This window comes from Shinella lacus (genome assembly GCF_010994755.1).
Taxonomy (GTDB): Bacteria; Pseudomonadota; Alphaproteobacteria; order Rhizobiales; family Rhizobiaceae; genus Shinella; species Shinella lacus.
The window spans coordinates 61,722-85,629 of record NZ_WHSB02000022.1 but is presented as its reverse complement, the minus strand read 5'-3'; the positions used below and the strand labels follow the sequence as shown (position 1 = coordinate 85,629).

Here is a 23,908-nt window from a genome sequence, read left to right as displayed (position 1 = left end):
TGCCGGCGATAGCTGGCGCATATCAACGATAGCCTGGCTCAGGCAGGAGGAGTTCTAATGTCGACCGGCGTATTCATAATGCATTCCCAATATACTCCTGCGGGCGACCAGCCCGAAGCCATCGCTCGGCTGATCTCCGGTATAGAGGATGGAGCACACCATCAGACCCTGAAAGGTATCACGGGTTCGGGCAAAACCTTCACGATGGCGAATGTGATTCATCGCCAGAATCGCCCCACGTTGATCCTGGCGCCGAACAAGACGCTGACCGCCCAGCTTTATGACGAGATGAAGCAATTCTTCCCCGAGAACGCGGTGGAGTATTTCGTTTCGTATTACGACTATTTCCAACCGGAAGTGTACATCCCCGGCAATGATCGGTTCATACCGAAAGACTCCGCTATCAACGAACACCTTGAGCGCCTGCGGCTGTCCACGACCAAATCGCTCATCGAGCGCCGCGATACGATCGTCGTCGCCTCGGTATCGTCCATCTATGGAATGGGCGATCCCGATGACTATCGGGCGCTGCAAGTTCCGCTCTCGCCGGGCGCGAGGTTGAGCCTGAACCAGCTTCTTTCTGGCTTTGCCAGACTTCAATACGATCGGACCGAACACAAACTCAAACGTGGGACCTATCGCATCACTGGCGATGTGATCGAAGTTTTTCCGGCGGACTCGGAATACAAGGCCATCCGCATCAAGCTGTCGAATGGCGTGATCGACACGCTCGACTGGATCGATGCCGCCACCGGACGACAGCTTGAGAGCATCGATCATTATCTGGTCTCCCCGAAGACGGTTCTGGCGGCGTCAGCAAGCCAGGTGGAGACGGCCGCCACGGCAATCCTCGAAGAAATGGAAAAGCGAGTCGCCGAATTGACCAGCGAGAACCGTCTCGTGGAAGCGGAGCGCCTGTACGAGCGCATTACAAATGACGCCGAAATGTTGCGACAGGTCGGCTATTGCTCCGGGATGGAAAACTACGCCTGCTACCTGAACGGCCGCGATCCTTCCCTTCCTCCGATCACCTTACTCGACTACCTCCCGAAGGACGGCCTGCTGTTTGTCGATGAGTCGCATGTGATGATTCCGCAAATCTCGGCCATGTACAGCGGCGATCAGAGCCGCAAGGACACGTTGATCGACTTTGGATTCCGTCTGCCGTCCTCGAAGAACAGCCATCCGCTGAGCTTCAAGCAATTCGAGGCCATCAAGCCTCAGACGATCTTTGTTTCCGCGACCCCTGGGACATACGAGCTGAACGTGTCGAAAGATCGCGTCGTCGAGCAGATTGCGCGGCCGACGGGGCTGCTCGATCCGGAAGTCGAAGTCAGACCATCCGAAGGGGCAATAGACGATCTGCTCAATGAGATAACGGAGCGCGCGAAAAGAAACGAGCGGGTGCTCGTGACGACGCTCACGAAAGTTGCCACCGAAGAGCTGAATGCCTTCCTTGAGAGCAAGGGTATCCGGGTGCGGTACATGCATTCGGATATCAAGGTCGAAGACCGGATCGAGATCATCAACGGTCTGCGTGCCGGAGAATTCGACGTCCTGATCGGCATCAGCCTTCTACGCGAGGGGCTGGATATTCCAGAGGCTTCCCTGATCGCCATTCTCGACGCGGACCGCGCCGGATTCCTGCGCTCGGCACAAGCTCTCATCCAGATGATCGGACGCGTCGCCCGCAACGTGAACGGCAAAGCGGTCCTCTATGCTGATATCGTGACGCCGGCGATGAGGCGGGCGATGGACGAGACCAGCAACCGCAGGGAGCGTCAGATTGCCTTCAACGAAGAGAACGGTGTTACGCCTTCCTCATCCATGCGAAAGCTCGCATCCGAGCAATCGCCCGCTGTCGAACCTTCGATTCACACGGAGGAGTTTTGCGAAAACCTGTCCGATCTTTGTGATCGGATCACCACCGCCGAGCACGGTCTGCTGGCAGCAGCCGATAGCGGTGACGAAAGCCAAGTAGAAGACATTCGCCAGCGGCTGGACAGGCTATATCGCCAGTTTATCTACCTCTGAGCGTAGTCATGGATGGCGCGGATATCCGAGCCATCAGCCGATAGGATCTCTCACCCAACATCGTGGCCGGGCCTGCCCGACATGCCACAGGATCGGTCGCGTCTATGCCGCGACCGAGGAGACGATGGTGCCTGATGATCTGGTCGGGAACAAGTAGGAAGGAAAAATCGTGTTTGAGAATCTCGATGCAGTGATCCTAGCCCGCGCGCAATTCGCGTTCACGGTTTCTTTTCATTTTATTTTCCCGGCCTTCTCCATAGGCACGGCAAGCTACCTTATGGTGCTTGAGGGATTATGGCTGAAGACGGGAAACGGCGTCTACGCCAATCTCTACCGCTATTGGCTAAAGATCTTCGCCATCGCTTTCGGTATGGGCGTGGTCTCCGGTGTGGTCATGTCCTATCAGTTTGGAACGAACTGGTCGGTTTTCTCGACCAAGGCCGGTCCCGTCATCGGCCCATTAATGGCGTATGAGGTTCTCACCGCGTTCTTCCTGGAAGCAGGCTTCCTCGGCGTCATGCTGTTCGGGATGAACAAGGTCGGGAAAAGGCTGCATTTCTTCGCCACCTGTATGGTCGCTCTCGGAACGCTGATCTCGGCGACATGGATTATTTCGGTCAACAGCTGGATGCAGACACCAGCCGGCTATGCGATCAATGAGAAGGGGCAGTTCGTCCCGGCTGGTTCGTGGCTTCCGATCATCTTCAATCCAAGCTTTCCCTACCGCCTCGTCCACACTGTAATTGGGGCCTATCTGACAACGGCGATGGTCGTGGGAGCTGTCGGGGCATGGCACCTCTTGCGGGACCGTGCCAACCTTGGCGCGCGCAAGATGTTCTCGATGGCAATGTGGATGGCCGCGCTTCTGACGCCGATCCAGATTTTTGTCGGCGACGCCCATGGCCTCAATACTCTCGAACATCAGCCTGCCAAGGTCCTTGCAATGGAAGGGCATTACGAGCCTAGTCCCAATGGCGCATCATTGATCCTGTTCGGATTGCCGAGCAATGAGACGGCGGAGGTTCACTACAAGCTCGAAGTGCCTCAGCTCGGATCGTTGATTTTGAAGCATGACCCGAACGCACCACTGCCCGGACTTTCCGACTTCCCTCGCGATCAATGGCCGCCGGTCCCGATTGTCTTCTGGTCGTTCCGGATCATGGTCGGCCTCGGCTTTGCGATGCTTGGGCTGGGCTTATGGAGCCTTCTCGCACGTTGGCGTGGCGCGCTCTATGACTGGAGCTGGCTGCATCGCGCTTCGATCGCCCTCGGGCCATCGGGCTTTGTCGCAGTGCTCGCCGGCTGGGTGACGACCGAGGTCGGGCGGCAACCCTTCACCGTCTATGGCCTGTTACGAACCTCGGAATCTCATTCACCCTTGGACGCCGCGGCCGTTGCAACCTCGCTGATCGCGTTCATCGTTGTGTACTTCAGCGCTTTTGGTGCCGGAACCTATTACATGCTCCGAATGATGGCAAAGCCTCCGCAGGCAGGTGAGCCGGAGCCGCCCAAAATTCCGCAACGCGCGGCTGGAATTACGCCGGCCGCAGCCGTAGCGACCTCAACCGAGCGGAAGGCATGAATATGGCAGACATCGACCTCACCACGATCTGGGCCGGAATCATCGGCTTTGCCGTCTTCGCTTATGTCGTCATGGACGGCTTCGATCTGGGCATCGGCATCCTCTTCCCGACCTTTTCGGTGGGCGAGGAACGCGACCAGTCGATGAATTCTATTGCTCCCGTCTGGGATGGCAATGAAACATGGCTCGTGTTGGGCGGAGGCGGGCTGTTCGCCGCCTTCCCGCTCGCCTACGCCATCATTCTGCCTGCCACGTACCCGCTGATCATCGCCATGTTACTCGGGCTCGTGTTTCGTGGAGTGGCGTTCGAGTTCCGCTGGCGGGACGCGCGTCATCGGGCATTCTGGGATGTCGCCTTCAGCCTTGGTTCGGTCCTGGCCGCATTCACACAAGGAATGACGCTGGGCGCCATCTTGCAAGGCGTGCACGTCGAGAATGATGCCTATGCCGGCGGTTGGCTGGACTGGTTGAGCCCGTTCAGCCTGCTTACCGGTGCTGCAGTCGTCGTCGGATACGCGCTTCTCGGAGCCACCTGGCTGATATGGAAAACCGAGGGAAGCACTCAAGAGCGCGCCCGCCGTCTTGCTCTTCCCCTCGGCGTGGCGACGCTTGTCGTCCTTGGCGCTGTGAGCGCGGCCACGCCGTTCCTCACCTATGATTACTGGCGACGTTGGTTCGCGATACCTGGCGTCCTTCTTACGGCCCAGGTTCCGTTGCTGGTGGCAATTTGTGCGGTGACGTTTTTCTGGGGCCTGAAACGCGGGGCTGAGCGGCTTCCCTTCATGACGGCGCTTGGCCTGTTCTTTCTCGGATTCGTCGGTCTTGGGATCAGCATATACCCCTACGTCGTCCCGCGCGCAGTGACCATTTGGGATGCCGCCGCTCCGCCGCAAAGCCAGCTCTTCATGCTGGTAGGCGCGGCCGTGATCATTCCAATCATTCTTGCCTATACCGGTTGGGCCTATTGGGTGTTCCGCGGCAAGGTTGGCACTCACGGTTATCACTGATGGACGAACCCCGATCTTTCACCCGCCGGCTCGCTTGGATGGTCATCATCTGGGTCACCAGCGTCGGCACGCTAGGACTGGTCGCGCAACTCATTCGCATGGTGCTTGCGCCCTAAGCGTTACAGGCGAAACCCGGAGTCGATGATAGCTTCCCAACCACTTACAAGGCCATTCTAACGACCATGATCGTGCGATCGAAACCCAGACTTCAGGATATACTTCTTACGGTGAATGGCTCCATTCTGCCGCGCATCGTCGGTAAGCTAGGCCTGATTGCCGTCGTCAGTGCTATCGCCGTCCTGGCCGCTCAGGAGCATCCCGGCATCTTCGCGCGCATCTCGGCCATCCCTTTCACTTTGATAGGCATAGCGCTTTCCGTTTTCATGAGCTTCCGAAACAATACGTGTTACGCACGCTGGTGGGAGGGGCGGCAGTTATGGGGTGAACTGATCATCTCCGCACGTTCACTTGGGCGCGAGACATTGCTCTTGCCGGAGGACGAACGACGCGAACTGTTGCGTGGCGTGTGTGGCTTTGCCTGTGGGCTCGCCGCTCGCCTTCGTGGCCAGTCGGAAATCGCCGCCATCGAACCGTGGATAGACATTGGCAGTGAAGCGGAAGTCCCTAACGTCACCAACGCTGTGCTCGACCGGATGGGCCGCCGATTGCTGACACTAATGCAGGAAGGCTCCATCACTCCGATCCATTACTCCGTCCTGGAAGACGAAATTCGCTCACTGTCCAAAGTTCAGGCCGCATGCGAGAGAATATCCATGACGCCAGTGCCCTTCGCTTATTCCCTGCTTCTTCACCGCACCGCACTTATCTTTTGTGTGATGCTGCCCTTTTCCCTCGCAGGATCGGTCGGTTGGTGGACGCTCTTGCCGGCGTTACTTATCGCCTACACCTTTTTTGGTCTTGATGCTCTTGGCCACGAGCTGGAAGATCCATTCGGCTTCGAGCCGAACTGTCTTCCGGTTTATGCGCTGAAGCGTACGATTGAGCGGGAAATGTTGTCGCTGTTGGGAGAACGCGATTTGCCGCCGCCAATGAAGCCCGAGAAATCAATCCTGCATTAGCTAAGGTGTCGTCGATCAAGGCTCGGGGGCGGGAGAAGACGGCGGCCGCATCAGCGCTGCTGGATCCCCGCGATTTCGCCGAAGCAAAAAGGGAGTCTGACCGCGCCCTATCTCAAAATGGCGCTGTAAATCTCGTTAGGATGCGGTGTAAAACAACGCTCTATCCATTTTTAACATTGTCGTAGGAAAGGTATTGTTCATGAAACGTGCGATTGTTACAGGTGGCTCCGGCCTGATCGGCCAGGCGATCTGCGCCCATTTACTGCGCGACGGGTGGGAGGTTGCATCCTTTGATCTGAAGGAAGGGGCACTCGGCCTGCAGATCCATTGCGACCTTTCCAGCGAAGCCTCGGTGAATGAAGCTTTTCGTAAACTCGGCTGGGATCGGCTTGATCTTCTCGTCAACAATGGCGGGCTTGTCTTCGACACGTTCATGCGACTTGATGAAGCCTCGCTGGAACAGTGGAACAGCACGGTCGGAAGCCATTTGACCGGCACCTTCCTGATGTCGCGCGCTGCAAAGCCCTTGCTCGGGAATGGCGGCTCCATCATCATGATGGCTTCCACGCGCGCCTTGATGTCGGAAGGCGTTGATTTTGCCTATGCCGCGGCAAAGGGCGGCATGGTGTCCCTCGCACAGGCTCTCGCTGTTCAGCTCGGTCCGAAAATCCGCGTCAACACGATTGCGCCGGGCTGGATCACGGATGCGACAAATCTGCGCGAGGAGGATGAAGCGCAGCATCCTGTCGGCCGCGTTGGCCGACCGCAGGACATTGCCGAAGCCGTGCTCTACTTGGTTTCCGCCGGTTTTGTTACCGGGCAAACGCTGATTGTCGATGGTGGCATGACTAAGAAAATGATCTACGCGGAATAAGCAACGGATTTTGTGGTCAATCCTTTGATATGGCTGATTGTTTGGCGCTGCTTTTGTTCCGCACCTCAAACGGGGAGGGCAGGTATTGGGGCCGACCCAACTGGGTCGGCCGTGCGGCATGTTTATCGCGACAATCGCACATTGCTAAAATCCTGCCAGCACTGGTTCACGACGTTCAGCCCTTGGACGCGGCACGCGAAGGCCAGCATACCGCGGCGTGACGTGAGCAGGGGGAGGATCGGCAGGGTCTCCATGACCCGTGCATCGGCCGCCCGATAGTGGCTGATCCGTTTCGTCGCATTCACCTCCCGGGATGCGGCGTCCAGGAGGTTATCCAGCGCCTTGTCTGCAACGTGGCCTGCATTGTAGCCGATCGGCGGGCGGTTCCTACTATGCAGGACCTGATGGAGCCACAGATCCGATGACATGCCCCAGCTCATCTCGCTGATTGAAACGCCGGGGTTCGTTCCGTGGCGCCAACTCCTGAAATAGCCGATCCAATCGTCGTAGATGTCGGTTTCCAGCCGAATGCCGATCCGGGCGAGGTCCTCGGCGATCCGCCTCTGGATCGCCGCCGGGTTCAACTGGGCTGATCCTGCCCGCGCGGCAATTGCCCTCAGCACGAACTCCCCGCTGATACCTGCCTCGTTCAACAAGGACCGGGCACGCGCCGGATCGTAGGGATAGTGCTCAACGGCGCCGGTATCATGGGCAGGGGAGCCCGGCGGCAGGGCACTTCGCGCGGGGAGCGTTGCACCTGGGAAGAGGCTGTCACTGAGCGCATCGCGATCGATCGCATGGGCTATCGCGCGGCGTATCCGGACGTCTGCCATGACCGGGTCGCGAAGATTGAAAACCAGATACCAGAGATAAGGGGGTGAGAACGCCGGTACCTGGAACCCGCGTGCGGCGAGATCATCAAGGTCGGCGCCCTCAAGACTGTAGGCAATATCAACGACGCCTTCGGTCAGCGCGCGAACCCGATCGTCAAGGTTGGGAAATGGAAGGAACCGGATGCCGGAGAGCCATGGGCGTTCCTTCCAGTAGTCCTCATTTGCACGAAGCTCGACCGCGGAGCCGCCTTGCGTGTCGAACCGGCGGTGAAAACAGAAAGGCCCGGTCCCGGGGGCGAGATCGATACAGCCCTCCGGGCCTCGGCTGCGCAGCGCATTGGGGCTGACGAGGGCCTGGGCGCCCGGCGCGTCCTGCTCCGTCATGTATCGCAGGAAATCCGGCGCCGGCGTACCGTGAACAAACGCGACCGTCATCGGGTCGAGCGCTTCGATCCGTGTGATGGTCTCGACGCCGGCACGATTGAAGTCGGCGGCCACCGGCGAATAGAGCGGAGATCGAGCATCCCAGAACCGTGCGTAGTTTGCCACCACCGCTTCGGCATCAAGCACTGCGCCATCGTGGAAGCGCACACCGGGGCGGAGCTTGAACACGAAGCGTTTCATGTCCGCGGAAATCTCTACCGTTTCCGCCAGCCACGGTATGACCAGGGGTGGTGCATCCGGCGTTTCGGGCGGTGCGCCGAAATCGTTTTCGACGAGACTCTCATGCGTATGCTGCACGACCCGCCCCGTATTCCATCCGCCGCCGGCGCGTGGCGGATCGATGCCCGCAACCTCCCAGTCGAGCGCCACGCGCAAGATTCTGTTTTCATCCATCCGGGTTCTGCTCCTGTTGCGGCCGTGAGACGCCCCCGGGGTCGGGCGCGAGATTCTGCGTTGGCGTTGAGATAATCGATGTCTTCTATAAATTGATAGTTGACTACATAATTATTACGACCTATCAAAAAATCAACAGCCAAAGATCGTCGAGGAAGCCGGACAAGCTGTAGCGGCCAAGGGCTTCAAGCATGGGCAGCGCGCATAGGCAGATGATGCGCGCTCCAACGACTGCCTGTGATCACCCACCCGTAGGCGGGCCGGTTTTCGCGTCGGATCGGGACTTTCGTCAGTGTTGCTTGCTTTTGGAAACTGAAGAGAATTGGGAAAGGTAAGGATATGAGACTAGCGTTCAGTGTGCCGACGTATCTGGAGCGTCTGGAGCGTGTTCGCGCCCGCATGAGGGCGAGGGAGCTTGATGCGATCGTGGTCACGTCGCCCGAGTCGATCTGCTGGCTCGCGGGATATGACTGCACGAGCTATTCCCACCTTCAGGGGCTGATCGTGCTGGCGAATGATAGCGAACCCCACTTTTTCACCAGAACGACGGAAGCGTCCATTTTCTGGGATACGTCCTGGCTGAGGTCCGCCCGCTTCTACGACATTGAGCTGGAAAACCCCGTCAAGGTGCTGTCCCGCCTGCTGTCCGATCTCGGATTGAACGCCGGTAGGATCGGCGTCAATCTTCAGGCGACGTCCAAGTCGGTCTCCATGCTTCCCGGACAGTGGGACATGCTTCGGGGCGACCTTCCGGAAGTTGCCTGGATCGATGCGACCGATCTGGTCCTGGAAGAGCGGCTGATCAAGTCCCCGGCGGAACTTGGCTTCCAGTGGCAGGCGGCGCAGATGGCCGATTTCGCCCTGAACACGGCAATAGCCGCGATCCGGCCCGGCATGTCCGAGATCGAGCTGGCCGGTATCGCAGCGAAGGCGCTGGCCGATGTCGGAAGCGAGTATGTCGCCGTCCCCCCGATGGTCGTTTCCGGTTCGCGCAGCGCGCTCGTTCACGGAATGGCGACGCGACAGACAATCGGGCTCGGGGATACGATCTGTATCGAACTCGGCGCGTGCGTGAACCGCTATCATGCCATCGTGATGCGAACGATCGTGCTGGGGCGCCCGTCTCCGCGGATGGTGGAGGTGGCCGCATGTCTCAAGGAGGGGCTTGATGCCGCGATCGCTTCGGTGAAGCCGGGGGTCCCTGTCGGCGTGCCGGACGAGGTCTGCAATGCGCGTCTGGATCGGCTGGATCTCAGGAGGCGCCGGGACCATCGGATGGGCTACAGTCTGGGTCTGGCCTACCCGTCCGGCTGGATGGAGCCGCCCATGCTCATCAAGGGGGACAGCCACACGTTCGCGCCCGGCATGGTCTTCAGTCTCGAGCCGAACATCAGCCTTCAGGATGAGGGCTTCGGTCTCAAGCTCGGCGACACGGTGATGTGCACCGAGGACGGCGCCATGAGCCTTACCCGCATCCCGCGGGATCTTATCGTCATCGACAATTTCTAGAAACTGACCCGCGGGGCATCGACGGTCAGAGGATGGTCCCGCCAGATTGGAGAAGATATGACACGCAATCCTGTATCGAAAATCGGGTTGAACGCTCAGCCGAAGGAGACGGATTCCGTCGGCTGGACGAAGGTCGAGGGTAACCCGACGATGAAAACCTGGGTCGAATATACGACAGATGGTGGTTCGACCGTCGTCGGCTGGTGGGAGGCCACGCCCGGGACCTATCGACAAAGCTCCGAGGCCTGGGAGTTCGTCCACCTGATAGACGGCAGAATCGTCCTCACACCCGATGGTGAAGACCCGGTCGAGGTCGGTCCCGGTGACGCGTTTGTTGTCGAAAAGGGCTTCAAGGGCACCTGGAAGATTGTGGAGAAGGTTCGCAAGCATTTCGTCATCCGGCGAAACCAGTAACCTCTGAGCTGCGGCAATGCCTTGAATTCGCCGGTGAGAACTTGGAACAGCCTGTTCCGGGTTCCCCGGTTTCAAGGATAAGGCGCGCGGACGCGATCGAGGCGGACCGGCACACGATGCCGCTCCTACGTCTCTGGCGAGAATTCGACGCGCTGCCGTCCGCACCTTGGTGCCTCGAAATGCAAGGCGATGAAGGGCGCCCCCGCCATAACCGACGGTGCGATACCATCGATCTCGGGAACCGCTATCGCCGGCTGATTTTTGGCTAGCTCGACGAAAACCAGAAGTGACGGGAGACAAGCATGCTCGACAAGCGCAAATTCTACATCGACGGCCAGTGGGTGGACCCGCTGAAGCCCAACGACCTCGCGGTGATCAATCCGGCAACGGAAAAGCCGATCGCGGTCATCACCATGGGCACCGCCGCCGATATCGACCGCGCCGTCGCCGCCGCCAAGAAGGCCTTTGCGACCTACAGCCAGACCAGCGTGGAAGAGCGCCTCGCGCTGCTCGAAAAGCTGCTCGAAATCTACAAGCGCCGCTATGAGGAGATGGCGCGCACCATCACGCTGGAGCTGGGTGCGCCGATCACCATGAGCACCGAGCAGCAGGCCGATGTCGGCGTCGGCCACCTGCAGGGCTTCATCGACGGGCTGAAGCGGCTGAAGAGCCGCGAGGTGCTGGCGAATGGCGACGTGGTGCGCCGCGAGCCGATCGGCGTCTGCGGCCTCATCACGCCGTGGAACTGGCCGATCAACCAGATCGCGCTGAAGGTGGTGCCGGCGCTGGCGACGGGCTCGACCTGCGTGCTCAAACCCTCCGAGTTCACGCCGCTCAACGCCATGCTCTATGCCGAGATGGTGCATGAGGCGGGCTTCCCGGCCGGCACGTTCAACCTCGTCAACGGCGACGGCATCGAATGCGGCGCGGCGCTTTCCAAGCACAAGGACATCGACATGATGTCGTTCACCGGCTCCACCCGCGCCGGCATCGCCGTCAGCAAGGATGCGGCCGACACGGTCAAGCGCGTGACGCTGGAGCTCGGCGGCAAGTCGCCGAACATCGTCTTCGCCGATGCGGACCTGGAAGACCGCGTGGCCGGCAGCGTCGCCGAATGCTTCAACAATTCCGGCCAGTCCTGCGACGCGCCGACCCGCATGCTCGTCGAGCGCTCGGTCTACGACAAGGTGGTCGAGATCGCCGAGCGCGCCGGCAAAGAAGCGACGGTCGGCAATCCGGAGGAGGAAGGCGGCCATATCGGTCCGCTCGTCTCGCATGTCCAGTTCGGCCGCGTGCAGGCGCTGATCGAAGCCGGTGTCGCGGAAGGCGCCCGCCTTCTCGTCGGCGGCCCCGGCAAGCCTGATGGCTACGAGACCGGCTACTTCGTCAAGCCGACGATCTTCGCCGACGTCAACAACGAGATGCGCATCGCCCGTGAAGAAGTGTTCGGCCCGGTTCTCGCGATCATCCCCTTCGACACGGAAGAGGAAGCCATCGCGATTGCCAACGACACCGCCTATGGCCTTGCCGCCTACGTGCAGACGGGCGACCCCGACCGCGCCGAGCGTGTCGCCGCCCGCCTGCGCGCCGGCATGGTTCACATCAACGGCGGCCCGCACCGCTACGGCAGCCCCTTCGGCGGCTTCAAGCAGTCGGGCAACGGCCGCGAGGGCGGCATCTTCGGGCTTGAGGACTTCCTGGAGGTGAAGACGGTCCATCGCCCCAGCGCAGAGTAACCGTCAAAGCAAGACCTGGAAGGCGGCGCTCGAAAAGGGTGCCGTCTTTGCTTTTGCCCGAAAGATTCCGCGTCAAACATCCAGCGTAGCCTGGTCAACGCGGCCCGATCACAGGCCGCGATAATGCTCGACCTAATGACGGCAAGCGATTTGAGAGTTACAGCGCCGCCTTGAGATAGGGGGCGGTCAGACTGACCTCTGCTTCGGCGATATCGCGGGGAACACCGCTCGCGATGATGCGACCGCCGTCTTCACCGGCTCCCGGACCTAGATCGATGACCCAGTCCACCTGGGCGACCGCGCGCATGTCGTGTTCGACGACAACGACCGTGTTGCCGGCATCGACCAGGTCCTGCAGATGCCGCATCAGGCGATCCGCATCGGACGGATGCAGTCCTGACGTCGGCTCGTCGAGAATGTAGATCGTGTTGCCGCGTTGCGCGCGCTGCAACTCGCTCGCCAGCTTGATGCGCTGGGCCTCCCCGCCCGACAGTTCCGTCGCCGGCTGCCCGAGTCGAAGATATCCCAGACCAATGTCACGCAGCACATCGAGGGAACGCATGACGGGTGGCTCGCCGGCAAAGAAGCCGCAAGCCTCGTCCACCGTCATGTCCAGGATCTGGGCGATGCTACAGCCGTTCCATTCGACCTCGAGCGTTTGCGGGTTGTAGCGGCTGCCATGGCAGGTCGAGCAAGGTGCATAGACGCTCGGGAGGAACAGCAGCTCCACCATCACGAAGCCTTCGCCCTCGCAAACCGGGCATCGGCCTTGCGCCACATTGAACGAGAACCTGCCGGGGCTGTATCGGCGCCGACGGGCGAGGGGTGTATCGGCAAAGATCTTGCGCACGTGATCGAACAAGCCGCTGTAGGTGGCGAGGTTCGAGCGCGGGGTGCGGCCGATCGGCTTCTGATCGACCCGGACCAGCCGCCGGATATGGTCCATGCCCGCGACGATCCGCCCCTCGGCTGTCCCCTGCACGACATCGAGCAGCGGATCGACATCCTCGTCTTCGGTCGCCGGCGAGGAGCCGCCAAGATGTTCGGCAACGAGTTCCGGCAGCGCCTGACTTACAAGGCTGGATTTGCCCGATCCCGATATGCCAGTGACCGCGGTGAAACAGCCGATCGGAACCGCGACATCGAGGCCGTGCAGATTGTTGCGGGTCACGCCTTCCAGACGAAGCCACGCTTTGGCTTTGCGCGGCGTCCTGTCGTTGGCGACGGGCTCAGCGAACAGGTAGCGGCGTGTGACGGATTTTTCCACGTCGGCCAGCCCCTCAGGCGGCCCGTTGTAGATGACCTCGCCGCCTTTCTCACCGGCACCCGGTCCCACATCTACCAGCCATTCGGCATGGCGGATCACGTCGAGATCGTGCTCGACAACGAACAGCGAATTCCCCGCCGACTTGAGCCGCTCGAGGATTGAGAGCAAGGCTTCGCCATCCGCCGGGTGCAATCCCGCCGATGGCTCATCCAGCACATAGACCACGCCGAAAAGCTGCGACGACAATTGAGTGGCGAGACGCAGCCTTTGCAGCTCCCCGGAGGAGAGCGTCGGCGTGCTGCGGTCGAGCGAGATATAACCGAGGCCGAGATCGATCAGCGGTGCGAGTCGTTCGAGCAGTTCGGACGCCAAGCGTTGCGCAGCGGCCCGCTTTTCATCGGAAAGGTTGGGTGTGCGGCGCACATCGGGCGCGCTCTTGTGGGCAGAACCACCGGCGGCAACCCTTCGCTCAACCGCCGCATCGCGAGCAGCCTTGCCCAGAATATGGCTCTTCACGGTCGAGTCGGCCGTTCCGAACTCACCTTGCGCAATGGGCGTGAGCAAGTCCCTGAGCTTGAGCAGCGTCAGGTCGCCGAACGCGGCGATATCGAGCCCGGCGAACGTCACTGACAGGGCTTCGCTCTTCAAGCGCTTGCCATGGCAGGTCGGGCAATCGCGGCCGATGATGTATTGCGAGACGCGCTTTTTCATCAGGGCGCTTTTCGTATTGGCAAAGGTCTCCAGCACATAGCGACGTGCGCCGGTGAAAGTGCCTTGATAGCTCGGCTCCATGCGCCGCTTGAGCGCGACACTGGTCTGCTCGGGATTGAGGCCCGCATAGACCGGCACCGTCGGCGTTTCGTCGGTGAAGAGGATCCAGTCGCGGTCCTTCTTCGGCAGGTCGCGCCATGGCGTGTCGACGTCGAAGCCAAGCGACACGAGGATATCGCGCAGGTTCTGACCGTGCCATGCCGGCGGCCAGGCGGCGATCGCCCGCTCGCGAATGGTAAGCGTATCGTCCGGGACCATCGTCTGTTCCGTCGCATCATAGACGCGCCCGATCCCGTGGCAGGCCGGGCAGGCCCCCGCCACGGTGTTGGGTGAGAAGTCCTCCGCATAGAGCATCGGCTGATTGCGCGGATACGCGCCGACGCGCGAATAGAGCATCCGCACCAGGCTGGAGAGCGTCGTTACGCTGCCGACGGAGGATCGGGCGTTGGTCGAGCCGCGCTGCTGCTGCAAGGCGACCGCGGGCGGCAACCCGTCGATCGCATCGACCTCCGGCACGCCAGCCTGGTCGATCAGGCGGCGCGCATAGGGGGCGACTGACTCAAGGTAGCGGCGCTGCGCCTCGGCATAAAGGGTGCCGAAGGCCAGCGACGACTTACCCGATCCCGAGATGCCGGTAAAAACCACGAAGGCATCGCGCGGAATATCGACATTGACATTCTTGAGGTTGTTTTGGCGCGCTCCACGCACCTGCACGGACGAGGGGCGCTCTGCGTGCCCGCTACCAAGAGGAGTTGACCCAAGAAGTCGATTTCGTTTTTTCATATTGATTTCCCGCACCGTCAACAAGCTCACAGATAGATGAACTGGCGAAATAGCCTGTCTAAACCTCTGACGATTTTCTTCAATTTGCTTTCGTCACCGCCATCGGCTAGTGCCAACAGACGGTGCTAGGCGGTAATGATCAGATCACGAAGATGGGACAGGAGCATTCGCTCTTCCGCCGATACTTTCGACCTCATTTCCAGAATTTTGCACACAATCGTACCATTAGTACAGACTTGTCACGAGACTAGCCGCGCGCTCGTGCCTACCTTCCACTCATCGCCTAAAAATCGGCAATTCGTGGGAGGAACCAATTCATTTACTATCGACCGAAGCGCTTCTGCTGCCTTAACTACTACGCACATCATCCGCATTCTCACCATGCCCTTGACGAGGATTGCTATTGCCTCTGAGGCTTGGGATGGAAAGGCTGTTGCCAGGAGGCCGGAGCTGCTCTACGCTAATGAAATGCAGAAGAGATGCCGCTTTGGCTGGAATGCTCCTACTCTGCTTTGCTTAGGCCGCTCGCTGGAACGCCTGCCGCACATCATCTCCAAATATCAGCATTGCCGGTCGCGCGGCCTGGGCGAGTTCGCGCAATGTTTTCGTAAGATCGTCCCCGTTCTCAAGACGCTTTACCGTCCATCCCGACGCTTTCGCCATTACCGCCAGATCCGGCGTTAGAATGTCGACACCCAGAGGCGCGATCCCCTTGGATTGCATATAGGACTTGATCTCGCCGTATCCACTGTTGTCGTGCAGCATCATGATGACCGGTACATCGGCCTCAACGGTGCTTGCCAATTCGGCCAGCGAAAACTGCAGACCGCCGTCGCCAACCAGCGCAATCACGGGACGCCCGCTGGAACCGAGCGCCGCTCCCGTGGCCGCGGGCAAACCATAGCCCAAAGTGCCGAAACCTGTAGCCGAATTGAAGTAGCTTGACGGGGTGGCGGCGGCAAATGCTGTGTTGCCGGCGTAGACCAACTGGGTGGAATCGCCGACGAAAATCGCCGACGGCAGCGCATCACGCATCGCATCAAGCATTGCCAGATCGCCGCGCATGGTGGCTGACAGGTCGTCGCGCCCCTCCATGGCTTTACCGGCCCTTGCTGCGCCGTCGCGAGCGGCTTTTGCGGGCAGTACGGCAAGAAGCGCCTGCGCCGTTTCAAGGGCGTCGGCGACCAGACCGATTTCGGCCACCGCGCCACGCCTGATCTGCTGCGGGTCCAAGTCGGCCCGGATCAGCTGGCCGGGAATGGAGAACTGGCCGGTCTCCCAATTGTCGTAATCCGTTATGCCGAACTCGGTGCCCAAAGCAAGGACCACGTCAGCGTCGGCGATCAGCGCCCGTGTTTTCGGCATCGAAGCGGAGAGGCTGACACTCAAAGGGTGTGCGTGGTCCAGCATGCCTCTGGCATTGACCGTCATGACCACGGGTGCATCGAGCCGCTCGGCGAGTTGCTTCACCTCCGCCGCCGCCTTCACAGCTCCGCCGCCCACCAGGATGACGGGGCGCGCGGCTTCAGACAGCAGATCCCTTGCTGCCTGAATAGCGGAATGCGCCGGAGCGGGGCGCGCCAGAACCGGCGCGCGTACCGGAGGCGCCAGATGGTCCGCAGAGGCGCGCAACACGTTGATGGGCAGCTCGATGTGCACGGGACGCGGACGTGCGCCCTCAAAAACGGCAAATGCCTGCGCCATTGCCGCGGGAAGATCCTCGGGGCGGTGAATAGTACGGCTGAAGGCGGTCAGGTTTTCCACCACGCCACGTTGGTCCGGCATCTCATGCAGCCAGCCGTCGCCGGAATCCATGCGTCCATGGGCGTTCACCGTCGAAATCACCAGCATCGGGACGCTGTCGGCATAGGCCTGGCCCATCGCCGTCAGAATGTTCATCATGCCAGGACCGGAGATAATGAAGCAAACGCCCGGCTTGCCGGTAACACGGGCGTAACCGTCGGCCATGAAGCCGGCGCCTTGTTCATGTCGCGGCGTGATATGACGGATTTGGCTGTTCTCAAGCCCGCGATAAAGCTCGACCGTGTGAATGCCGGGAATACCGAAGACATGATCGACCCCATACGCCTGCAGAAGTGTCGTCAGATACTGGCCTGTTGAAACTGTCATGATTGCTTTCTTTCTGTGGGCGGAGTGCAGGAGCGATTGCGCCGTACCGGATCTTGCGCGTTACTGTTTTTGGTTTGCAGCAAGTCCACGAACGATGAGCGTGACCAGGCGCCGTGCAATGCGCCTGTATGTATTGCGGTTTACGGCTTTCTTCTGATGAGCCTGACGAAATACTTCCGAGGCAATGGAATCCAGCAACTCGGCCACATCCCTGCCCTCTACTTCGTTCGTAGCGTAGCCGCTCGCAATCAGCCGGTGCCAAAACTTGAGATTTAATTCGATAAATCTCTGCTTTATTTCTATATAGTCTTTCTTGTCGACGCCGGCTTTATACTCTTCGGATATCACCACACCCCAAATGGAATGATCGAGGGCGTTGAATGTGTGCGTCCCCATTTCAACAATCCACTCGACCAGAGCCTCCTCGAGCGTGGATTCCGGTTTAGGGGACCATGCATCGAGCTGCGGCTCCATCCTGTCGATTGAATACAATGCCAGATTGAATAGAAGGATGTGTTTTTTTCCGAAATAGTTGTAAACGGTGGCCACACCGACATCGGCCGCCTCTGCTATTTGTTCCAGCTTCGCATTTTCATATCCGATGTCCCCGATCACTTGCCGGGCGGCTTCAAGTATGGACTCGTGACGCGCGAGTTTCTTGCGGGCTCTAAGCCCCATCTGGCTACGATCTGTATTCATAGGTTAAACTTCTTGTTTTCTTGCATTTATACTCTCCTGTGCACCGCGCTATTACATTCAATCACCGCTCCGCGCACCGCTGCACTTGATCAGCGCCGACTTCTGCTGCGCGAGGTTTCCGCATTGGCATGAAGAGAAGGATCGACACGTCCGTCAAGCACGCCGCAGCCATGAGAGAAAACCGTAAGCCTCGCGGCCTTCGGCAGGATTTCGGTCACAGCGCCTGCCCAAGGGCGGACACCGCCACGTCTGCGGACTCAGGTCGGGGGGCCGTCGCGATCGCGCTCAGGAATTTCTGAAGGCGCGGCTCCTGCGGATTGCGCAGGATATCGTCAGGCTTGCCGACTTCGACAATGCGGCCATCGGCCATGAAGACGACGCGATGCGACACGTCACGGGCGAAGTTGAGCTCATGGGTGGCGACGACCATTGTGATGCCGCTTTCGGCGACCTCTTTCATCACCTTCAGCACCTCGCCGACGAGTTCCGGATCGAGCGCCGAGGTCGGTTCGTCGAAGAGGAGGACGTCCGGCTTCATGGCGAGGGCACGGGCGATCGCCACCCGTTGCTGCTGGCCGCCGGAGAGTTCGGCAGGATAGGCGCCGGCCTTATGCGCAAGCCCCACCCTGTCGAGAAGCTCCAGCGCTTGGGACGCCGCAAGCTTGGGCGACTGGCCAAGCACCTCGACCGGACCGAGCGAAACGTTTTGCTGAGCCGTGAGGTGGCTGAAGAGGTTGAAGCGTTGGAAGACCATGCCGGTTGCGCGTCGTTGGCGCGCGATCTCATGCTCGTCGAGTTCGAGCAGCCGCTCGCCGACGATGCGGTAACCGGTGAGGTTGCCGTTGACCCAGAGCGAGCCGCCGTTGATCTTCTCCAGCTGGTTGATGCAGCGCAGGAACGTCGTCTTTCCGGAGCCGGACGGGCCGATGATACAGACCACCTCGCCTTTCTGGATCTCCAGATTGATGTCCTTCAGCACCTGCAAATGGCCGTAGCTTTTGCAGACATTCATTGCCGTGATCACTGCCATCAATGCCTCCCGGTCCCGAAACCGCGCCCGAACCGTTGCTCCAGGTAATGTTGTCCGATCGACAGCAGCGTCGTGACCACCAGATACCAGACGGCCGCGACGATCAGGAGCTCGATCACCCGGAAATTGTTGAAGTAGATAGACTGCACGACAAAGAGCATTTCACTGAAGCCGATGACGCTGGCAAGCGAGGTGCTTTTGGTCATGCCGATGAATTCATTGCCGATCGGCGGAATGATGACGCGCATCGCCTGCGGGAAGATCACCTTGCGCAAGGCTTTGCCACGGGTCATTCCGATCGCCTTGGCGGCCTCGTACTGGCCAGTGTCGACCGACAGAAGCCCTGCACGGATGATCTCCGACATATAGGCGCCAGCATTGAGCCCGAGCCCGATCGCCGCGCCTATGAAGGGCGTCATCAGTTCGACTGTGGGTTTGTAGCCGATGCCCGGCAGCCCGATCGCCGGAAAGACCAGCGCCATATTGAACCACAGAAGCAGCTGCAGGAGCAGTGGCGTTCCCCGGAAAAGCCAGACGTAGGACTTGGCTATCCACCGGACGACGAAATTGTGCGAGCCGAAACCCACGGCCACCATGACGGCGACGATAAGCCCGATCACCATGGACACCACCGTCATCAAGACGGTGAAGCCGAGCCCTATGAAAACCGAAGGCGCAAACAGATATTGCCCGACGACAGGCCATTCGATCTGCGCCTTCGCAAAGGCGTTGACGATGAACACGAGGAACCCGACGGCCAGAGCGAGCTGGAGTAACCGCCACGGCTTGAACCTGCGGATCCGGGTCGCCGTGGCAACATCGATACCCGGCAGCGTCACCTCGGATACGCCGAGCCGCGGCCCGGAAAGCGTTTCGGCGCTCATGCACATCACTCCGCGTTGTTGTTGAATGTCGGCTCCGGATAGGCGGAAGCCTTGAGGTTCCATTTTTCGAGGAGCTTGTGATAGGTGCCGTCGGCAAATTTGCGCTTCATAGCCCACATGTAAGCGTCACGCAGCTGCGTGTCTTCCTTAAGGAAGGCGAGTCCCGCATTGCTGGCGGTGATCGGCTTGCCAACCAGCGCCATCGTGCCCTTGGAGTCTTCGATGATGACGCCGATGCCCTCCAGGCCCTGGACGCCGGCGACCGTGCGTTTCTGCTTCATGTTGGCGATCTGCTGGCCGAAGCTGCTGTCGATAACCATGTCGACGGCAGGCTTGCCCTTGCCGACGCAGTTCTCCTCGTTCCATTTGGTAAGCGCCTTGAGCGCCGTCGTGCCCTTGCTCACGGCGACCTTCTGACCGCACATGTCCTCGACCGCTTTGATCGGGCCATCGATCATTGCATAGACCTGCTGGCCGGATACCAGATAGTCGATGAAATCGACCGTCTCCTGACGCTCCTTGGTGTCGATCATCGCACTATGAATGAGGTCGACACGCTTCGAAACCAGCGACGGGAGCGTTTGGGAGAATTGCCCGTCGATCCATTCGGCCTTCAGGCCAAGCTCGGCGGCAAGTGCATTGCCGAGATCGATATCGAAACCGATGAATTCATTGGTCGTCGGATCGCGCGATTCCATGGGAGGATAGGCGGCATTGACGGCAATGCGCACCGTACCCGTTGCGACGATACGCTCCGGAAGGGCCGGCTTGTCCTCCGCCAAGGCCGGGCCCAGGCTGGCGGTTGCCGCCGTGCACAAAAGCAATGCTGCAAGAAGTCTACTCATGTCACGTTCCTCTCTTTTTAGGGATTTGGCATGCTGATCGATCCCCGAGGCCTCGCCGCGAATTCGCGGCGAGGCAGGGACCATGGCCCCATGCACACTATTCCGTGGCTTTGTTGATCGTCGGCTCGGGATAGGCCGCGCCCTCGAGATTCCATTTTTCGAGGAGCTTGTCATAGGTGCCGTTGGCGTGCAGGCGCTTCAGCGCCCACATGTAGGCGTCACGCAACTGCGTGTCTTCCTTGAGGAAGGCAAGACCCGTGTGGCTGACGGCGAGCGGTTCGCCAATGGTCTGCATCGTGCCCTTGGAGTCCTTGATGATGAGGCCGATGCCCTCCACCCCCTGGACGCCGGCGACCGTGCGTTTCTGCTTCATGTTGGCGATCTGCTGGCCGAAGCTGCTGTCGATAACGATGTCGACGGAAGGCTTGCCCTTGCCGATGCAATTATCCTCGTTCCATTTGCGGAGCGTTTTCTCCGTGGTCGTTGCCTGGCTCACGGTTACCTTTTGACCGCAAATGTCCTCGACCTTTTTGATCGGGCCGTCGACCATCGCATAGACCTGATCGCCCGATACCATGTAGTCGACGAAATCGACGGTTTTCTGACGCTCCCAGGTGTCGGTCATGGAGCTTTGAATGAGATCGACACGCTTCGAGACCAGCGACGGGAGCGTTTGCGAGAACTGACCGTCGATCCATTCGGCCTTCAGGCCAAGCTCGGCGGCAAGTGCATTGCCGAGGTCGATATCGAAGCCGACAAATTCATTGGTCGTCGGATCACGCGATTCCATGGGGGGATAGGCGGCATTGACGGCGACGCGCACCGTGCCCGTTGAAACGATACGCTCCGGAAGGGGCGGCTTGTCCTCCGCGAAGGCCGGGCTCAGGCCGACAGTCGCCGCCGTGCACAAAAGCAATGCTGCCAGAAGTCTGGTCATGTCACGTTCCTCTCTTTTTTATGGATTGGGCATGCTGATCGATGGCAAGGACGTTGCCGCCCTGCGAAGCTTTCGCGAAATGCGAGATCGCAGCCGCGACCCCGCCCTCGGCATGGGGGATGTCCAGCACCTTGAAGGCCATTTCCAGACAGCCGAGCGCGCCGAGGAGCTGCGGGGCGCCGACATGGCCCATATGGCCGATACGGATCGCCCGGCCACGCAGCGCGGGCCCGATACCTTCGCCGAAGAGGACGCCGCAGTGCTGCTGGCAGAATTCCACCACCGGGCGTACCGTCCCCTCCGGGATCCGCACGAGGGTTACGGAATTGGCCTGTTCGCCCGCAGCCGGGATATTGAGCTCGACGCCGCCCGGCACCGACCAGCAGCCCACGGCCAGCCGGGTCGCCTCGGCCAGGAGGTCGTGTCGGGCGATGACGGCCGAAAGGCCTTCACGACGAATGAGGCCGATCGCAGCCTGCAAGGCAAAGAGGAGATTCACAGGCGGCGTGCCGGAGTGCCAATAATAATGGTCCGGTCGATCGCGCAACGTCCAGTCCCAGTAGTTCGTACGAAGACCGGCCGTCTGGTGGCGCTGGCGTGCGCGCGGACCAACGGCGTGGAAAGCGAGGCCCGGCGGCGTCATCAGCGCCTTCTGGGATGCGGCGACAGCAAGGTCGATGCCCCATTCGTCGAAGCGGAATTCTGTCGCCCCGAGCGATGCGATGCAATCGACCATCAGCAGCGCGTCATGGCCGGTATCGGTGAGTGCGCGGCGGATCGCCGGAATGTCGTTGCAGACGCCCGATGCGGTATCGACCTGCGTTGTGAGCACGGCGCGGATGCGCCGGTCTGTATCTTTGGCCAGCCGTTCAGCCAGCGCCTGCGGATCGACAGCAGCGCGCCAGCTACCCGGCAAAATCTCGATCTCAAGACCCAACTGCTTGGCAGTATCGGCCCAGTCGACGGCGAAAAAGCCGGATTCCAGCACCAGCACAAGATCGCCGCGGCTCAATGTGTTGCAGAGCGCCGCCTCCCAGGCACCGTGGCCATTGGCGGTAAAAATGTAGGTTTTTTCACGCGTGCCGAAGAGTTCCTGCAGGCCTGCGATGCAGTCGATCGACACGTCATGCAACGGCCCTTGATAAATATCTATCGAAGGCCGGGCCAAGGCCCGCAGCACCTCGGCCGGCAGAGTGGTCGGCCCCGGGATCATCAAGAGTTCGGTTCCAGACTTCATTTTCGGATCGGGCCTCCTTCCCCGTTCCCATCACGTAAGCTGACATCAAAATTAAAGTCAACTATCATTTTATAGACAGCTATATATTAGAGGCCGTATCTTATGAAAAAGCGCTCTGCAGCAGATTCTCGAGCTCACGTTTGCCGCAAACTTGTAGGGCAACGGCTCTCGACGAGATCGCGCGCGACGTGCTGCGCACGGGCGCTAGAATTATGGGCACCAGGAAAATCGGGCAATATTAAAATTCATGCAGTTTATTTTTAATATAGGTAATTTTCTGGACAAGAATCTTACGGCAAGGAAGCAGCCGGCCGCGCGATTCAGGCATAGCATCGGCGCACACCACCGAAAGCGAGCTGCCGGTGAACGCCGCTGGCTTACATCGCTGCCCCCTCGCGCCCGGCGCAGGCTTTGATCGGCGGAAAAATCAAACAGGCGAGACGGCAGCTAACGCCTTGAAGGCACCAAGGTCGCGGTCAAAACCTGTCCGAACCCGGCGCATATTGTCGCCCATATGACGCCCGCATGATGCATGCTGAAAATAAGCCGCTCCGCGCAAACACGTTACGCGCGGTCGCCTTCCGCCCGCCGTTTTCTATTTACACCGTGGCGGGCGCCACAACCCAGACGACCTCGCAGTTCTCATCGCCAATGGCCCAGAAGCGCACCATATCCGTCGCAGGGAAGGCGAAACTGTCACCCGTTTGAACAACAAAAACAGTACCGTTCAATTCAAGTCCGAGCGTTCCGGTCAGAACGATCCCGCACTTGCCCCCCTCGGAGTTGTTGTAAGCCTCGCCCGAAGAGGCCCCAGGCTTGAGCACGAAGCGGATCATCTGGATTTCCGGCTGCGTGTCCGGCGTGAGCAGTTCCTTGAGTATCAACCCATCCTGATAGGATAGCGACCGGCGGGCGTCGCGCGGCACGATATATTCGGCAGCCTGGCTTTCCGGCCCGCCGTTTGTCTGGAAAAGCCAATTGACGGGCATATCCATCGCAGCACAGATCGCCCTGAGGGTTTTGATCGAAGGGGCGGCGAGCCCGCGCTCGACCTGGCTCAGCATGCCGACGGAAATTCCCGAGGTGTCGGCCACCTGCTTGAGCGACAAGCCGCGTATTTGTCGGCGTCGCCGCAACGTCGACCCGACCACGCTCGCATCGGACTCCACATCGAGAAGGTTCAGATCAGGCTGCACTGCGATTGTTTCCTTTTTGGCGCGTCTTTTAGACTTGAAAAATTAGCCATATTAAAATCCATTGACAAATTTTTTAATTATACCCTATTTTTTACGGACATTTCTAACCGGCAGCCTCATGAGCGTCAAGCCGGATGGGATATCGCCGGGAACCGCGACAATGCAAGGTACGGCGAACTCAAGCAAGAAATCCCGGTACAGGCGCGTTACCAGAAGGAACCATT

Annotated in this window: 19 protein-coding genes; 9 read left to right on the top strand and 10 right to left on the bottom strand. The window is 59.9% G+C overall.

Annotated features, from left to right (window positions below; genetic code table 11):
• Positions 1-57: 57 nt before the first annotated feature.
• The 6 genes from uvrB (at position 58) to GB927_RS32105 (ending at position 6,576) form a co-directional block, all read left to right on the top strand.
• A complete protein-coding gene (gene uvrB, locus GB927_RS32130) occupies positions 58-2,034 on the top strand; it encodes an excinuclease ABC subunit UvrB (protein WP_256121260.1) in 1,977 nt (658 codons plus the stop codon).
• Positions 2,035-2,203: 169 nt separating this feature from the next.
• Positions 2,204-3,616: a cytochrome ubiquinol oxidase subunit I gene (locus GB927_RS32125; RefSeq protein ID WP_256121259.1), complete on the top strand. Its 1,413-nt coding sequence runs from the start codon at positions 2,204-2,206 to the stop codon at positions 3,614-3,616.
• Positions 3,617-3,618: 2 nt separating this feature from the next.
• Complete coding sequence (gene cydB / locus GB927_RS32120; RefSeq protein WP_256121258.1) at positions 3,619-4,623, top strand: cytochrome d ubiquinol oxidase subunit II; 1,005 nt, start codon at positions 3,619-3,621, stop codon at positions 4,621-4,623.
• A complete protein-coding gene (locus GB927_RS32115) occupies positions 4,623-4,739 on the top strand; it encodes a DUF2474 domain-containing protein (RefSeq protein ID WP_082572716.1) in 117 nt (38 codons plus the stop codon). The genes cydB and GB927_RS32115 overlap by 1 nt, the downstream gene beginning before the upstream one ends.
• A gap of 66 nt (positions 4,740-4,805) precedes the next feature.
• Positions 4,806-5,702, top strand: coding sequence for a bestrophin family protein (locus GB927_RS32110; protein ID WP_256121257.1), 897 nt, complete (start codon positions 4,806-4,808; stop codon positions 5,700-5,702).
• A 199-nt stretch (positions 5,703-5,901) separates the two neighbouring features.
• Positions 5,902-6,576 carry an SDR family NAD(P)-dependent oxidoreductase gene (locus tag GB927_RS32105; protein WP_256121256.1) on the top strand — a complete coding sequence of 225 codons (675 nt, stop codon included), beginning with the start codon at positions 5,902-5,904 and terminating at the stop codon, positions 6,574-6,576.
• Positions 6,577-6,698: 122 nt separating this feature from the next.
• On the opposite strand, the gene GB927_RS32100 is transcribed toward GB927_RS32105, so the two are convergent.
• On the bottom strand, positions 6,699-8,246 hold the full coding sequence (locus tag GB927_RS32100) for an ABC transporter substrate-binding protein (RefSeq protein ID WP_256121255.1): 1,548 nt from the start codon (positions 8,244-8,246) through the stop codon (positions 6,699-6,701).
• Between the two features lie 339 nt (positions 8,247-8,585).
• Here GB927_RS32100 and GB927_RS32095 point away from each other — a divergent pair, with 339 nt between their 5' ends.
• From GB927_RS32095 to GB927_RS32085, 3 genes are all read left to right on the top strand, one after another.
• Positions 8,586-9,755 carry a M24 family metallopeptidase gene (locus GB927_RS32095; RefSeq protein WP_256121254.1) on the top strand — a complete coding sequence of 390 codons (1,170 nt, stop codon included), beginning with the start codon at positions 8,586-8,588 and terminating at the stop codon, positions 9,753-9,755.
• A gap of 57 nt (positions 9,756-9,812) precedes the next feature.
• Positions 9,813-10,169 carry a cupin domain-containing protein gene (locus GB927_RS32090; RefSeq protein ID WP_256121253.1) on the top strand — a complete coding sequence of 119 codons (357 nt, stop codon included), beginning with the start codon at positions 9,813-9,815 and terminating at the stop codon, positions 10,167-10,169.
• Positions 10,170-10,471: 302 nt separating this feature from the next.
• A complete protein-coding gene (locus tag GB927_RS32085) occupies positions 10,472-11,905 on the top strand; it encodes an aldehyde dehydrogenase family protein (protein ID WP_256121252.1) in 1,434 nt (477 codons plus the stop codon).
• 157 nt (positions 11,906-12,062) lie between these two features.
• Here the strand turns inward: GB927_RS32085 and GB927_RS32080 are convergent, their stop codons facing one another.
• The 9 genes from GB927_RS32080 to GB927_RS32040 all read right to left on the bottom strand — a co-directional run bounded on the left by GB927_RS32080 (position 12,063) and on the right by GB927_RS32040 (position 23,684).
• Positions 12,063-14,726 carry an excinuclease ABC subunit UvrA gene (locus GB927_RS32080; protein WP_256121251.1) on the bottom strand — a complete coding sequence of 888 codons (2,664 nt, stop codon included), beginning with the start codon at positions 14,724-14,726 and terminating at the stop codon, positions 12,063-12,065.
• Positions 14,727-15,242: 516 nt separating this feature from the next.
• Positions 15,243-16,856 (bottom strand): 5-guanidino-2-oxopentanoate decarboxylase, encoded by a 1,614-nt coding sequence (locus tag GB927_RS32075; protein ID WP_256121250.1) that lies wholly within the window; start codon positions 16,854-16,856, stop codon positions 15,243-15,245.
• Positions 16,857-16,916: 60 nt separating this feature from the next.
• On the bottom strand, positions 16,917-17,555 hold the full coding sequence (locus GB927_RS32070; protein ID WP_256121249.1) for a TetR/AcrR family transcriptional regulator: 639 nt from the start codon (positions 17,553-17,555) through the stop codon (positions 16,917-16,919).
• A 214-nt stretch (positions 17,556-17,769) separates the two neighbouring features.
• Positions 17,770-18,585 (bottom strand): amino acid ABC transporter ATP-binding protein, encoded by an 816-nt coding sequence (locus GB927_RS32065; protein ID WP_256121248.1) that lies wholly within the window; start codon positions 18,583-18,585, stop codon positions 17,770-17,772.
• On the bottom strand, positions 18,585-19,469 hold the full coding sequence (locus GB927_RS32060; protein ID WP_256121247.1) for an amino acid ABC transporter permease: 885 nt from the start codon (positions 19,467-19,469) through the stop codon (positions 18,585-18,587). The genes GB927_RS32065 and GB927_RS32060 overlap by 1 nt, the downstream gene beginning before the upstream one ends.
• Positions 19,470-19,474: 5 nt before the next feature.
• The gene (locus tag GB927_RS32055; RefSeq protein ID WP_256121246.1) at positions 19,475-20,314 is read right to left on the bottom strand and encodes an ABC transporter substrate-binding protein; all 840 of its coding nucleotides are present in this window, start codon (positions 20,312-20,314) and stop codon (positions 19,475-19,477) included.
• A 97-nt stretch (positions 20,315-20,411) separates the two neighbouring features.
• A complete protein-coding gene (locus GB927_RS32050) occupies positions 20,412-21,251 on the bottom strand; it encodes an ABC transporter substrate-binding protein (protein ID WP_256121245.1) in 840 nt (279 codons plus the stop codon).
• Position 21,252: 1 nt separating this feature from the next.
• Positions 21,253-22,488 carry a pyridoxal-phosphate-dependent aminotransferase family protein gene (locus GB927_RS32045; protein ID WP_256121244.1) on the bottom strand — a complete coding sequence of 412 codons (1,236 nt, stop codon included), beginning with the start codon at positions 22,486-22,488 and terminating at the stop codon, positions 21,253-21,255.
• Positions 22,489-23,087: 599 nt separating this feature from the next.
• Positions 23,088-23,684, bottom strand: a complete 597-nt coding sequence (locus tag GB927_RS32040) for a helix-turn-helix domain-containing protein (RefSeq protein ID WP_256121243.1) — start codon at positions 23,682-23,684, stop codon at positions 23,088-23,090.
• Between the last annotated feature and the right edge of the window lie 224 nt (positions 23,685-23,908).